This window comes from Campylobacter lari (assembly GCF_004357905.1).
GTDB lineage: Bacteria > Campylobacterota > Campylobacteria > Campylobacterales > Campylobacteraceae > Campylobacter_D > Campylobacter_D lari_D.
The window spans coordinates 19,086-33,526 of sequence record NZ_SMTT01000011.1 but is presented as its reverse complement, the minus strand read 5'-3'; the positions used below and the strand labels follow the sequence as shown (position 1 = coordinate 33,526).

The following is a 14,441-nucleotide window of genomic DNA, read 5'->3' as shown; positions in this document are numbered from 1 at the left end:
GGTAAAAGTTAAAAAAGGCTTTTTAATAGTATAAAATTTTTCATAAAATTTAGCTCTAAGATCAATGACTAATTCATTTTCTAAAAATTTATCGAGTTCATCAGAGAAACTATCTTTGTAATATTTTTCTATATTAAATTCTTTAATTTTCTCTCCTTGTTTTAATTTATAATAAGGTATTAAATCTTTTGCTAAAATAGGACCGAAAAGATTAGAAAATATCAAAACATTCTCATCTATATATTTTCTTGAATTCTCGCTTAAATTTTCATAGTCTAAATGATCAAAAGCAACTCCATTATATCTTTGAATAGCTTTGTTTGTTTCTTTTGTTAAAATATCATGAGTTAATTCTTCTATTTCACTTGCATCTTTTATACCAAAAAATTTTTCAAGTTCAACTTCATTGCATTGTTTTATATGATTTTTATATTTTGTAAGTACTTCAAGTCTTTTACTATATAAATTACTAAAAACAAAAGAGTTTTTATTTATATAACCTTGCGTATTTATTTTATTTTTGCTTTCGCTAGGTGAAAATAAAATTTTCATAATCAATCCTTTATTTTTTAAAAATTATATAAAATTATTTAAAACACTTGACATTAATTCAAAATTACATTATAATTCAACTTTATTTTTTGCTGGTTTAGCTCAGTTGGTAGAGCAGCTGCCTTGTAAGCAGCAGGTCGGGGGTTCAAGTCCCTTAACCAGCTCCATTGTTGATAGCAGTGTTTGACCAGAAATAAAAAGCATTTTTATCATGGTGAGTTACTCAAGTGGCCAACGAGGGCAGACTGTAAATCTGCTGGCTTTCGCCTTCCGTGGTTCGAATCCACGACTCACCACCATTGCTTTGCGGGAGTAGCTCAGTTGGCTAGAGCATCAGCCTTCCAAGCTGAGGGTCGCGGGTTCGAGTCCCGTTTCCCGCTCCAACCTAATTTTGGTAGAGTGAAACTGGGAGCTGTTTTTAAATTCAGAATTTCTAGCAGTTTCAATTTCCAAAATTTTATAATTTATGTTTTTAATTTTTCTGAGCGCTCGTATGGCTCAGAGGTAGAGCACTCCCTTGGTAAGGGAGAGGTCGCGGGTTCAAGTCCCGCTATGAGCTCCATTGATTTCAAAAGATTATAAAACATAAATTAGTATTTGTTTGTAAATTTTATATGGAGGAAAAAGATGGCTAAAGAAAAATTTTCACGTAATAAGCCTCACGTAAATATTGGTACTATTGGTCACGTTGACCATGGTAAAACTACTTTAACAGCTGCTATCTCTGCTGTTCTTTCAAGAAGAGGTTTGGCTGAGCTTAAAGATTATGATAATATCGACAATGCTCCTGAAGAAAAAGAGCGTGGTATTACTATTGCAACTTCTCACATTGAGTATGAAACAGAAAATCGTCACTATGCACACGTAGACTGCCCAGGTCACGCTGACTATGTTAAAAATATGATTACTGGTGCTGCTCAAATGGACGGTGCTATTCTTGTTGTTTCTGCTGCAGATGGTCCAATGCCACAAACTAGAGAGCACATCTTACTTTCTCGCCAAGTAGGTGTACCATATATCGTTGTTTTCATGAATAAAGCTGATATGGTTGATGATGCTGAATTATTAGAATTAGTTGAAATGGAAATTAGAGAACTATTAAGTTCTTATGACTTCCCAGGAGATGATACTCCAATTATTTCAGGTTCTGCTTTACAAGCTCTTGAAGAAGCAAAAGCTGGACAAGATGGAGAATGGTCTAAAAAAATCCTAGATCTTATGGCAGCAGTTGATGAGTATATTCCAACTCCAGCTCGTGATACAGATAAAGATTTCTTAATGCCAATCGAAGATGTATTCTCAATTTCAGGTCGTGGTACAGTTGTTACTGGTAGAATTGAAAAAGGTGTTGTTAAAGTTGGTGATACTATTGAAATCGTTGGTATTAGAGAAACACAAAGCACTACAGTAACTGGTGTTGAAATGTTTAGAAAAGAAATGGATCAAGGTGAAGCAGGTGATAACGTAGGTGTTCTTCTACGTGGTACTAAAAAAGAAGATGTTCTTCGTGGTATGGTTCTTGCTAAGCCAAAATCAATTACTCCACATACTGACTTTGAAGCAGAAGTTTATATTTTAAATAAAGATGAAGGTGGTCGTCATACTCCATTCTTTAATAACTATAGACCACAGTTCTATGTAAGAACAACAGATGTTACTGGTTCTATCCAACTTGCAGAAGGCGTTGAAATGGTTATGCCAGGTGAAAATGTTAGAATTACTGTAAGTCTTATTGCACCAGTTGCACTTGAAGAAGGTACTCGTTTTGCTATCCGTGAAGGTGGCCGTACTGTTGGTTCAGGTGTTGTATCTAAAATTATTAAATAATCATAAGCGAGATTTTATCTCGCTTTTTTTAAGGAATAAAAATGAGAATTAAAGTTGGCTTGAAATGTGAAGAGTGCGGTGATATTAATTACAGTACTTTTAAAAATAGTAAAAATACAACTGAAAAATTAGAATTAAAAAAATATTGCCCAAGATTAAAAAAACATACAGTTCATAAAGAAGTTAAATTAAAAAGTTAAGGCTTTTATATAAAAGCCCTTAGGGCAATAGCTCCAACGGTAGAGCACCGGATTCCAAATCCGATGGTTGGGGGTTCGAATCCCTCTTGCCCTGCCACAAAATAAGGTTAAATATGGAAAAACTAATAACTTATTTTAAATTGTCAAAAGCTGAATTATCAAAAGTTATTTGGCCTTTGAAAGAGCAAGTTAGAAATGCTTATATTACCGTTTTTGTAGTTGTCACTGTTGTTTCATTATTTTTAGCATTGGTTGACTTAATTATGTCATTTTCATTATCTAAGATTATAGGATAAAATAATGAATCATAAATGGTATGCAATTCAAACTTATGCAGGTAGTGAAATGGCTGTAAAAAGAGCCATAGAAAATTTAGTTAGAGATCATGGAATTCAAGAGCAATTGCTAGAGGTAATTGTTCCAACTGAAGATGTGATTGAATTTAAAAATGGTAAAGAAAAAATAAGCGAAAGAAGTTTGTATTCAGGCTATGTATTTGCCAATATTGACTTATCAACAGAACTTTGGCATAAAATTCAATCTTTGCCAAAAGTTGGTCGTTTTATAGGGGAAAGTAAAAAACCAACCCCATTGAGTGAAAAAGATATCAATCTTATTTTAGAAAAGGTGAAAAATAAAGCAGCACCTAAACCTAAAATTTCATTTGATAAAGAAGAAAGTGTAAGAATAACCGAAGGTCCTTTTGCAAACTTTGTTGGTATTGTAGAAGAATATGATATGGTTAGAGGAGTTTTAAAGCTAAATGTTTCAATATTTGGCAGATCAACTCCGGTAGAGATCTTATACTCTCAAGTTGAAAAAATAGTTTGATAATATAGCAAGTAAAGGAGTAAGGTTATGGCTAAAAAAGTCGTAGGAGAAATAAAATTACAAATAGCTGCTACTAAGGCTAATCCATCACCTCCAGTTGGTCCTGCTTTGGGTCAACAAGGTGTTAATATTATGGAATTTTGTAAGGCATTTAATGAAAGAACAAAAGATATGGCTGGCTTTAATATTCCAGTTGTTATTACTGTTTATGCAGATAAAAGCTTTACATTTATCACAAAACAACCACCAGCTACTGATTTAATCAAAAAAGCTGCAGGTATTTCTAAAGGTGCAGATAATCCTTTAAAAAATAAAGTAGGTAAATTAACCAAAGCACAAGTTTTAGAAATTGTTGATAAAAAAATAGCTGATATGAACACAAAAGATAGAGAGCAAGCTGCTAAGATTATTATGGGTTCTGCTCGTTCTATGGGTGTTGAAATCGTAGATTAATACTCTTTACCGCCAAGAGTTTAAAAAGGCGGTAGCACTTTATATAAAATGCGGAGAAAAATTAATGTCAAAAAATACTAAAAGATTTACAGAATTATTAAAAAAAATAGATTCAAATAAAAATTACTTAATGGATGAGGCAATAAGCACAGTTAAAACTCTTGCATCTGCTAAATTTGATGAAACAGTTGAAATTGCTTTAAAATTAAATGTTGATCCAAGACATGCAGATCAGATGGTAAGAGGTAGTGTAGTTTTACCTTGTGGTACAGGTAAAAAAGTGCGTGTTGCTGTTATAGCAAAAGATGCAAAAGCTGATGAGGCAAAAAATGCAGGTGCTGATATAGTTGGTAGTGATGATTTAGTAGAAGAAATTCAAAAAGGAAATATGAATTTTGATGTTTTAATTGCTACTCCAAATTTGATGGGTTTAGTTGGTAAAGTAGGTCGTATTTTAGGACCTAAAGGTTTAATGCCAAATCCTAAGACAGGTACTGTGACAATGGATGTTGCACAAGCTGTGAATAATGCTAAAAATGGTCAAGTTAACTTCCGTGTTGATAAGCAAGGAAATATCCATGCAGGTTTAGGTAAAGTTAGCTTTACTCAAGAACAATTAAAAGAAAATATGACAGCATTTGTAAAAGCTATTAATAAACACAAGCCAGCTGCTGCAAAAGGAAGATATATTAAAAATGCTAGTCTTTCTTTAACTATGAGTCCTTCTCTTTCTCTTGATACTCAAGAATTACTTGATACAAAATAAAATTAATGAGAGTTTTACTCTCATTAATAAAAATTAGATAAGATAATAACTTTTATTTTATCTAATTTTTATCTTAGATTGGAGATAGCCGAGGTCTTAGGACTTAATTAGATTTTTCTGCTCTGCTTGAAATCACCGGTCGGAAAGGAGTAAAGATGACTAAAAGCCAAAAAGTTGAACTTGTTTCTAAACTTGAAGAAGGTTTTAAAGTTAGTGAGGCTGTTGTAGTTTGTAACTATAAGGGTTTAAATACTAAAAAACTTGAAGAGTTAAGAAATAATGCGAGAGAAATGGATGTTAAAGTTCAAATTATTAAAAATACTTTAGCAAGTATTGCTCTTAAAAATGCCGGCAAAGATGGAATGGAACTTAAAGATACTAATATTTATCTTTGGGGTGAAGACCAATTAAATGTTTCAAAAGTTGCTGATAAATTTAGCGAAGCTAATCAAGCATTTGAGATCAAAACTGCATTTATCGAAGGCGAAGTTGCTTCTGTAGATAAAGTTAAAGCTTTAGCTAAAATGCCTTCTCGTAATGAATTACTTGCTATGCTTTTGCAAGTTTGGAATGCACCAATCACCAATTTTACAATTGGATTAAATGCATTAAAAGAAAAAAAAGAAGCTGAATAAAATTATAAAAAGGATAAAAAATGGCAATTACTAAAGAAGATGTATTAGAATTTATTTCTAACCTAAGTGTTCTTGAGCTTTCAGAATTAGTAAAAGAATTTGAAGAAAAATTTGGTGTTTCTGCTGCTCCAGTTATGGTTGCGGGTGCTGCTGTTGCGGGTGCTGCTGGCGGTGCTGCTGAAGAAAAAACTGAATTTGATATTGTATTACAAGATGGTGGCGATAAAAAAATTAATGTAATTAAAGTTGTTCGTGCTTTAACTGGTCTTGGATTAAAAGAAGCAAAAGATGCAGTTGAGCAAACTCCATCAGTTCTTAAAGAAGGTGTTAGTAAAGCTGAAGCTGAAGAAGCTAAAAAACAACTTGAAGAAGCTGGCGCTAAGGTTGAACTTAAATAATTTTTTATTTTTAAAAGAAAGGATTTTATATCCTTTCTTGTTTTCCTTTAATAAGGATTCTTTCTTTCAATACTTTTACCATGGGGTATAATAATATGTTAAATTCACAATCAGGAAATCGTTTAAGAATAGACTTCTCGAATGTTCCACAACAAATAGACATTCCAAATTTATTACAATTACAAAAAAAGAGTTTTGATTATTTTTTAAATTTAGATGCAAAAAATTCAGAAAGTGGAATTGAAAAAGTTTTCAAATCTATCTTTCCAATTCATGATCCGCAAAATAGATTAAGTTTAGAATATGTAAGTAGTGAAGTAGGTAAACCTAAATACACCATTAGAGAGTGCATGGAAAGAGGTTTAACTTATTCTGTAAATTTGAAAATGAAAATCCGTTTAACTTTACATGAAAAAGATGAAAAAACGGGTGAAAAAATTGGTATAAAAGATATCAAAGAACAAGAAATTTATATTAGAGAAATTCCTTTAATGACAGATAGAATTTCTTTTATAATTAATGGGGTTGAAAGAGTTGTTGTAAATCAACTTCATAGAAGTCCAGGTGTTATTTTTAAAGAAGAAGAAAGTTCTACTGTTGCAAATAAATTAGTATATACAGCTCAAATTATACCAGATCGTGGTTCTTGGCTTTATTTTGAATATGATGCAAAAGATGTGCTTTATGTGCGTATTAATAAAAGAAGGAAAGTGCCTATTACTATTTTATTTAGAGCACTTGGTTATAAAAAGCAAGATATTATAAAATTATTTTACCCTATACAAACTATTCATGTTAAAAAAGATAAATTTTTAACTGAATTTAATCCAAATGACTTTTTAGATAGAGTCGAATATGACTTAAAAGATGAAAAAGGTAATGTTGTACACCAAGCCGGTAAAAGAATGACAAAGAAAAAAGCTGAGCAACTTATAAAAGACGGTGTTAAATGGGTTGAATATCCAATTGAAATTTTAACAAATAGATATTTAGCTAGTCCTATCATTAATAAAGAAACCGGTGAAGTTTTATATGATTCTTTAACACTATTAGATGAAGGAAAACTAGCTAAAATTAAAGAAGAAAAACAATTTGATATTGCAAATGACTTAGCAAATGGAGTTGATGCTGCTATTATTAATTCTTTCATTCAAGATAATGAGACTTTAAAATTATTAAAACAAACTGAAAATATAGAAGATGAAAATGATTTAGCAGCTATTAGAATTTATAAAGTAATGAGACCAGGCGAGCCTGTAGTAAAAGATGCCGCAAAAGCTTTTGTAAATGATTTATTTTTTAATCCTGAAAGATATGATCTAACAAAAGTTGGTCGTATGAAAATGAATCATAAACTAGGATTAGATACACCTGAATATGTTACAGTTTTAACAAATGAAGATATAGTAAAAACTGCAAAATATTTAATTAAAGTAAAAAATGGTAGAGGCCATATTGATGATAGAGATCATTTAGGCAATCGTCGTATTAGATCGATCGGAGAGCTTTTAGCTAATGAACTTCATGTGGGTCTTGCTAAAATGCAAAAATCAATCAGAGATAAATTTACCGCATTAAATGCAGATATTGATAAAGTAATGCCTTATGATTTAATCAATCCTAAAACAATTACTGTGACAATTATGGAATTTTTTACCGGTGGTCAATTGTCTCAATTTATGGATCAAACAAACCCATTAAGTGAGGTAACTCATAAACGTCGTTTATCTGCGCTTGGCGAGGGTGGTTTAGTAAAAGAAAGAGCGGGTTTTGAAGTGCGTGATGTCCATGCAACGCATTATGGAAGAATTTGTCCTGTTGAAACTCCAGAAGGTCAAAATATCGGTTTGATTAATACGCTTTCAACTTATGCTAAAGTAAATGATCTAGGTTTTGTTGAAGCACCTTATAAGAAAGTAGAAAATGGAAAAGTAAGTAATGAAATTGTTTATTTAACTGCTACTCAAGAAGAAGGTTTAGTGATCGCAGCTGCTTCAACTAAAATTGATGAAAAAGGTAATATTGTTGAAGAATTTGTTGAAGCAAGACAAGATGGTGAAACAATCTTAGCAAGAAGAGAAGAAGTGCATTTGATTGACCTTTGTTCAGGTATGATAGTAGGGGTTGCAGCTTCTTTGATTCCATTTTTGGAGCATGATGATGCAAACAGAGCCCTGATGGGTTCAAACATGCAGCGTCAAGCAGTGCCTTTACTAACCGCACAAGCACCTATAGTAGGTACTGGTATGGAAAAAATCATTGCACGTGATGCTTGGGAAGCTATTAAAGCTAAAAGAGCAGGTATTGTAGAAAAAGTTGATAATAAAAATATTTTTATTTTGGGCGAAGATGAAAATGGACCATTTATTGATCATTATAAAATGGAAAAAAATCTAAGAACTAACCAAAATACAACTTTTATTCAACACCCGATTGTGAAAAAAGGCGAATTTATTCAAGCAGGTCAAATTATTGCAGATGGTCCAAGTATGGACCAAGGAGAGCTTGCTATTGGTAAAAATGCTTTGATCGCATTTATGCCATGGCATGGATATAATTATGAAGATGCTATTGTAATTAGTGAGAAAATTTTACGCGAAGATACTTTCACTAGTGTTCATATTTATGAAAAAGAAGTAGAGGCTAGAGAACTTAAAGATGGCGTTGAAGAGATTACAAAAGATATTCCAAATGTTAAAGAGGAAGATTTAGCACATCTTGATGAGAGTGGTATTGCAAAAATAGGAACTCATATAAAGCCTGGTATGATTTTGGTAGGTAAAGTTTCACCTAAAGGTGAGGTAAAACCTACGCCTGAAGAAAGATTACTAAGAGCTATTTTTGGTGAAAAAGCAGGACATGTTGTAAATAAATCTTTATATGCAACTGCTTCATTGGAAGGTGTTGTTGTAGATGTAAAAATATTTACTAAAAAAGGTTATGAAAAAGATGCTCGTGCTGTAAAAGCCTATGATGATGAAAAATTAAATCTTGAAAAAGAACATCACGATAGACTTTTGATGATGGACAGAGAAGAAACTTTAAGAGTATGTTCTTTGCTTTCTAAATCACCTTTAAATTCAGACGAAGAAATAAATGGTGTTAAATATAAAAAAGGTTCCAAGGTAGAAATTACCGAGTTGGAAAAAATTAATCGTTTTGCATTAAATTCTTTAGTTAAAGCTTATTCTAAAGAAGTGCAAAAAGAATATGATGATTTAAAAAATCACTTCCAAAACGAGAAGAAAAAGCTTAAAACAGAGCATGATGAAAAATTAGAAATTTTAGAAAAAGATGATATTTTACCAAGTGGAGTGGTAAAACTTGTTAAAGTATATATTGCGACTAAGAGAAAATTAAAAGTTGGGGATAAAATGGCGGGACGCCATGGAAATAAAGGTATTGTATCTAATATCGTTCCAGAAGTTGATATGCCTTATTTACCTGATGGAAGACCTATTGATATAGCTTTAAATCCTCTAGGGGTTCCAAGTCGTATGAATATAGGACAAATTCTTGAAAGTCACTTAGGGATTGTTGGTATGAGACTAGGTGATCAAATTCAAGAAATTTTTGATAGAAAACAAAAAGATTTTGTAAAAGAATTACGCGAAAAAATTCTTGAAATTTGTAGTGTATCTAGACTTGAGCTAGAAAAGAAATTTGTACAAACTTTAAATGATGAGCAACTTATTTCTTATGCTAGAGATTGGGCTAAAGGGGTAAAATTTGCTACTCCTGTATTTGAAGGTGTAACGGTTGAAGAATTTGGTAAGCTTTTTGAAATGGCTAAAATAGCTATGGATGGAAAAAGCGAACTTTATGATGGAAGAACTGGTGAAAAAATGGCAGAGCGTGTGCATGTTGGATGTATGTATATGCTTAAATTACACCATTTAGTAGATGAAAAAGTTCACGCAAGAAGCACTGGACCTTATAGCTTAGTAACACAACAACCAGTTGGTGGTAAAGCATTATTTGGTGGGCAAAGATTTGGTGAGATGGAAGTTTGGGCTCTTGAAGCTTATGGAGCAGCTCATACTTTAAGAGAAATGCTTACTATTAAATCTGATGATGTTGAAGGTAGATTTAGTGCTTATAAAGCTTTAACAAAAGGCGAGAATGTTCCAGCAACAGGTATTCCAGAGACATTCTTTGTACTTACAAATGAATTAAAATCTCTTGCTTTAGATGTTGAGATTTTTGATAAGGATGAGAATAATGAGTAAATTTAAACCTATCGAAATAAAAGAAGATGGCAGACCTAGAGACTTTGAAGCTTTTCAATTAAGACTTGCAAGTCCTGAAAAAATCAAATCATGGTCTTATGGGGAAGTAAAAAAACCAGAAACGATTAATTATAGAACTTTAAAGCCTGAAAGAGATGGGCTTTTTTGTGCTAAAATTTTTGGACCAGTAAGAGATTATGAGTGTCTTTGTGGTAAGTATAAAAAAATGCGTTTTAAGGGCATTAAGTGTGAAAAATGTGGTGTTGAAGTTACTAGTTCTAAAGTGCGTCGTTCAAGAATGGGGCATATTGAGCTAGTTACCCCAGTAGCACATATATGGTATGTGAACTCTTTACCAAGTCGTATCGGTACTTTACTCGGCGTAAAGATGAAAGACTTAGAACGCGTATTATATTATGAAGCATATATAGTAGAAAATCCAGGTGATGCGTACTATGATAATGAAAATACTAAAAAAGTTGAATTTTGTGATGTGTTAAATGAAGAGCAGTATTTAAATTTAATGCAACGCTATGAAAGTAGTGGATTTAAAGCTAGAATGGGTGGTGAAGTTGTTAGAGATTTGCTAGCAAATTTAGATCTTGTCGAGCTTTTAAATAAATTAAAAGAAGATATTGCAGCAACTAATTCAGAGGCAAAGAAAAAAACTATCATCAAACGCTTAAAAGTAGTAGAAAATTTCTTAAATAGTAATTTAAATAGCAATACAAATATTGATGAAGTAGTACCAAATCGTCCCGAGTGGATGATGATCACAAATTTACCTGTATTACCACCTGATTTAAGACCTTTGGTAGCTTTAGATGGTGGAAAATTTGCAGTTTCTGATGTGAATGATTTATATAGAAGGGTTATCAATAGAAATACGCGTTTAAAAAGACTTATGGAGCTTGATGCACCTGAAATTATCATTAGAAATGAAAAAAGAATGCTACAAGAAGCAGTTGATGCTTTGTTTGATAATGGCAGAAGAGCAAATGCAGTTAAAGGTGCAAATAAGCGCCCATTGAAATCTTTAAGTGAAATTATCAAAGGTAAACAAGGTCGTTTTAGACAAAATCTACTTGGTAAAAGGGTGGATTTCTCAGGTCGTAGTGTTATTGTTGTTGGACCAAAACTTAGAATGGATCAATGCGGTTTACCTAAAAAAATGGCTTTAGAATTATTTAAACCACATTTGTTAGCTAAGCTTGAAGAAAAAGGTTATGCAACTACCGTAAAACAAGCTAAAAAAATGATAGAAAACAAAACTAATGAGGTTTGGGAGTGCTTAGAAGAGGTTGTTAAAGGTCATCCTGTAATGCTTAACCGTGCTCCAACCTTGCATAAACTTTCTATCCAAGCTTTTCATCCTGTGCTTGTAGAGGGTAAAGCGATTCAACTTCATCCATTAGTGTGTGCGGCATTTAATGCTGACTTTGACGGGGACCAAATGGCTGTGCATGTGCCTTTATCTCAAGAAGCAATAGCTGAGTGTAAAGTATTAATGCTCTCATCTATGAATATCTTGCTTCCAGCAAGTGGTCGTTCTGTAACTGTACCTTCTCAAGATATGGTTTTGGGGATTTATTATCTATCTTTAGAAAAAGATGGTGCTAAAGGTGAGCATAAAATTTGCACAGGTATTGAAGAGGTTATGATTGCTCTAGAAGCAAAATCTTTAGATATTCATGCAAGCATTAGAAGTGTGGTTGATGGAAGAAAAATCACAACAACCGCGGGTAGATTGATTATTAAGTCTATCTTACCTGATTTTGTTCCTGAAAATATGTGGAATAAAGTCATGAAGAAAAAAGATATTGCAGCTTTGGTTGATTATGTTTATAAAGAAGGTGGCCTTGAAGTAAGTGCTAGCTTTTTAGATAAACTAAAAGATCTTGGTTTTGAATATGCAACAAAAGCAGGTATTTCTATTTCAATTGCTGATATTATTGTGCCTGATCAAAAGCAAAAAAGCATAGAAGAAGCTAAAAAACAAGTAAGAGAAATTCAAAATTCATACAATTTAGGTTTGATTACTTCGGGTGAAAGATATAATAAGATTATTGATATTTGGAAAAGCACTAATAATATCTTGTCAAAAGATATGATGGAGTTAATTAAAAAAGATAAAGAAGGATTTAACTCTATTTATATGATGGCAGATTCTGGTGCTAGAGGTTCAGCAGCTCAAATTTCACAGCTTGCTGCGATGAGGGGTCTTATGGCAAAACCTGATGGCTCAATTATTGAAACGCCGATTATTTCAAATTTCCGTGAAGGACTTAATGTTCTTGAATATTTTATTTCAACTCATGGTGCTAGAAAAGGTCTCGCAGATACAGCATTAAAAACAGCAAATGCAGGTTATTTAACAAGAAAGCTTATCGATGTGGCGCAAAATGTAAAAGTTACAATGGATGATTGTGGTGCACATGAGGGTGTTGAAATTAATGAAATCACAGCAGATGGTGTTGTGATTGAAACCTTAGAGGAAAGAATTTTAGGAAGAGTTTTAGCTGAAAATATTATTGATTCTATTACTAATGAAATTTTATTTTCAGAAGGTACTTTAATAGATGAAGAAAAAACTAGAGTAATTGTTGAAAGTGGTGTAAAGAGTGTAAGTATTAGAACTCCTATTACTTGTAAAGCTAAAAAAGGAGTTTGTTCTAAATGTTATGGTATTAACCTAGGTGAGGGCAAATTAGTTAAGCCAGGTGAAGCTGTAGGTATTATATCTGCTCAATCAATCGGTGAGCCAGGAACTCAGCTTACACTAAGAACTTTCCATAGTGGTGGTACTGCTAGTACAGATTTACAAGATCGTCAAGTAGTAGCACATAAAGAAGGTTTTGTAAGATTTTATAATCTTAACACTTATGAAGATAGACAAGGTAAAACTATCGTTGCAAATCATCGCAATGCTGCTATTTTACTTGTTGAGCCAAAAATCAAAGCCCCATTTAAAGGAACTATCCATATTGAACATGCGTATGAAGATGTAGTAGTTAGCGTTAAAGCAAAAAACAATGAAGCTAAATTTATATTAAGAAAATATGATTTAGCAAAAGCTAATGAGCTTGCCGGTGTAAGTGGTAATATCGAAGGTAAGTTATATATTCCATATAGCGATGGTGTTGAAGTAGCTGAAAATGAAAGTATTGTTGAAGTGATTAAAGAAGGTTGGAATATACCAAATCGTATTCCTTATGCAAGTGAATTGCTAGTAAAAGATGGTGATCCTATCACTCAAGATATTATAGCAGGTGCAAAAGGCACATTAAAATTTTACATGCTCAAAGGCGATGGTTTAGATAGGATTAAAAATCTTAAAAAAGGTGATATAGTTAAAGAAAAAGGTGTTTTTGTTGTTATTGCTGATGAAAATGATAGAGAAGCAAAAAGACATTATATACCAAGAGAATCCGTGATTGAATTTGATGATAGTGCTTTTGTGGATAATCCTAAAGCTATCATAGCAAAATCAAGCAAAGAAGACAAAACTATCATTGCTGAATGGGATGCATATAATAACACCGTAATTGCAGAGGTTGCAGGTACTATAAATTTTGAAGATATTGAATCAGGCTATAGTGCTGATGAACAAATTGATGAAGCAACAGGTAAAAGATCGCTTGTTATTAATGAGTATTTACCAAGTGGAGTGCGTCCAGCGTTGTTAATCATAGGTGAAAATGACAAAGTAGTGCGTTATCAATTAGAGCCAAAAACTGTTATTTATGTAAATGATGGTGATAAGGTGAAGCAAGCTGATATTTTAGCTAAAACACCAAAGGCAGCAGCTAAATCAAAAGATATTACCGGGGGTCTTCCAAGAGTATCTGAATTATTTGAAGCAAGAAAGCCGAAAAACACTGCCGTTGTAGCTGAAATTGACGGAGTTGTTAGATTTGATAAGCCTTTAAGATCAAAAGAAAGAATCATTATTCAAGCAGAAGATGGAAGTAGTGCAGAGTATTTGATAGATAAATCAAAACGTATTCAAGTAAGAGATGGTGAGTTTATCCATGCGGGTGAAAAATTAACCGATGGAGTTATTTCAAGCCATGATGTACTTAGAATTTTAGGTGAAAAAGCATTACATTATTATCTTATTTCTGAAATTCAGCAAGTTTATCGCGGTCAAGGTGTTGTGATTTCTGATAAGCATATTGAAATCATCGTATCACAAATGCTAAGACAAGTTAAAATTGTAGATAGTGGTCATACTAACTTCATCGTGGGTGATTTAGTTTCAAGAAGAAAATTCAGAGAAGAAAATGAAAGAATTTTAAGATATGGTGGTGAGCCTGCTGTGGCTGAACCTGTGTTACTTGGGGTAACAAGAGCGGCTATTGGAAGTGATAGCGTGATTTCAGCTGCTTCTTTCCAAGAAACAACGAAAGTTTTAACAGAAGCAAGTATTGCAGGTAAATTTGATTATCTTGAAGATCTAAAAGAAAATGTAATTTTAGGTCGTATGATTCCTGTTGGAACGGGATTATATCAAGAACAAAAACTTAAATTAAAAGAAAAAGAATAAAAAT

The 14,441-nt window shown here is 32.5% G+C and carries 11 protein-coding genes and 5 tRNA genes; 15 read left to right on the top strand and 1 reads right to left on the bottom strand.

What is annotated here, in order from left to right:
* A partial coding sequence (gene yaaA / locus E2O22_RS07505) for a peroxide stress protein YaaA (RefSeq protein WP_133319936.1) occupies window positions 1-552 on the bottom strand: 552 nt, incomplete at its 3' end.
* 91 nt (window positions 553-643) lie between these two features.
* Between yaaA and E2O22_RS07500 the strand changes: the two genes are divergently transcribed.
* The 15 genes from E2O22_RS07500 (at window position 644) to rpoC (ending at window position 14,437) form a co-directional block, all read left to right on the top strand.
* A tRNA-Thr gene (locus E2O22_RS07500) sits at window positions 644-719 on the top strand.
* A 46-nt stretch (window positions 720-765) separates the two neighbouring features.
* Window positions 766-851 (top strand) — tRNA-Tyr (locus tag E2O22_RS07495).
* Window positions 852-858: 7 nt separating this feature from the next.
* A tRNA-Gly gene (locus E2O22_RS07490) sits at window positions 859-935 on the top strand.
* Window positions 936-1,039: 104 nt separating this feature from the next.
* Window positions 1,040-1,114 (top strand) — tRNA-Thr (locus E2O22_RS07485).
* A gap of 65 nt (window positions 1,115-1,179) precedes the next feature.
* Window positions 1,180-2,379, top strand: coding sequence for an elongation factor Tu (tuf, locus tag E2O22_RS07480; protein WP_039617742.1), 1,200 nt, complete (start codon window positions 1,180-1,182; stop codon window positions 2,377-2,379).
* Between the two features lie 41 nt (window positions 2,380-2,420).
* Window positions 2,421-2,579, top strand: a complete 159-nt coding sequence (rpmG, locus tag E2O22_RS07475; protein WP_039617743.1) for a 50S ribosomal protein L33 — start codon at window positions 2,421-2,423, stop codon at window positions 2,577-2,579.
* A gap of 21 nt (window positions 2,580-2,600) precedes the next feature.
* A tRNA-Trp gene (locus tag E2O22_RS07470) sits at window positions 2,601-2,676 on the top strand.
* Window positions 2,677-2,692: 16 nt separating this feature from the next.
* Complete coding sequence (gene secE / locus E2O22_RS07465; protein ID WP_039617745.1) at window positions 2,693-2,875, top strand: preprotein translocase subunit SecE; 183 nt, start codon at window positions 2,693-2,695, stop codon at window positions 2,873-2,875.
* 1 nt (window position 2,876) lies between these two features.
* Window positions 2,877-3,410, top strand: coding sequence for a transcription termination/antitermination protein NusG (gene nusG / locus E2O22_RS07460; protein WP_087684660.1), 534 nt, complete (start codon window positions 2,877-2,879; stop codon window positions 3,408-3,410).
* Window positions 3,411-3,437: 27 nt separating this feature from the next.
* The gene (gene rplK / locus E2O22_RS07455; RefSeq protein WP_012661181.1) at window positions 3,438-3,863 is read left to right on the top strand and encodes a 50S ribosomal protein L11; all 426 of its coding nucleotides are present in this window, start codon (window positions 3,438-3,440) and stop codon (window positions 3,861-3,863) included.
* A gap of 64 nt (window positions 3,864-3,927) precedes the next feature.
* The gene (rplA, locus tag E2O22_RS07450; protein ID WP_039617747.1) at window positions 3,928-4,629 is read left to right on the top strand and encodes a 50S ribosomal protein L1; all 702 of its coding nucleotides are present in this window, start codon (window positions 3,928-3,930) and stop codon (window positions 4,627-4,629) included.
* Between the two features lie 155 nt (window positions 4,630-4,784).
* Entirely contained in the window at window positions 4,785-5,264 is a 480-nt protein-coding gene (gene rplJ / locus E2O22_RS07445; RefSeq protein WP_133319935.1) for a 50S ribosomal protein L10, read from the top strand.
* Between the two features lie 20 nt (window positions 5,265-5,284).
* Window positions 5,285-5,662 carry a 50S ribosomal protein L7/L12 gene (gene rplL / locus E2O22_RS07440; RefSeq protein ID WP_012661184.1) on the top strand — a complete coding sequence of 126 codons (378 nt, stop codon included), beginning with the start codon at window positions 5,285-5,287 and terminating at the stop codon, window positions 5,660-5,662.
* Between the two features lie 95 nt (window positions 5,663-5,757).
* Window positions 5,758-9,891 (top strand): DNA-directed RNA polymerase subunit beta, encoded by a 4,134-nt coding sequence (gene rpoB / locus E2O22_RS07435; protein ID WP_133319934.1) that lies wholly within the window; start codon window positions 5,758-5,760, stop codon window positions 9,889-9,891.
* Window positions 9,884-14,437 carry a DNA-directed RNA polymerase subunit beta' gene (rpoC, locus tag E2O22_RS07430; RefSeq protein WP_133319933.1) on the top strand — a complete coding sequence of 1,518 codons (4,554 nt, stop codon included), beginning with the start codon at window positions 9,884-9,886 and terminating at the stop codon, window positions 14,435-14,437. The genes rpoB and rpoC overlap by 8 nt, the downstream gene beginning before the upstream one ends.
* Window positions 14,438-14,441 lie beyond the last annotated feature (4 nt).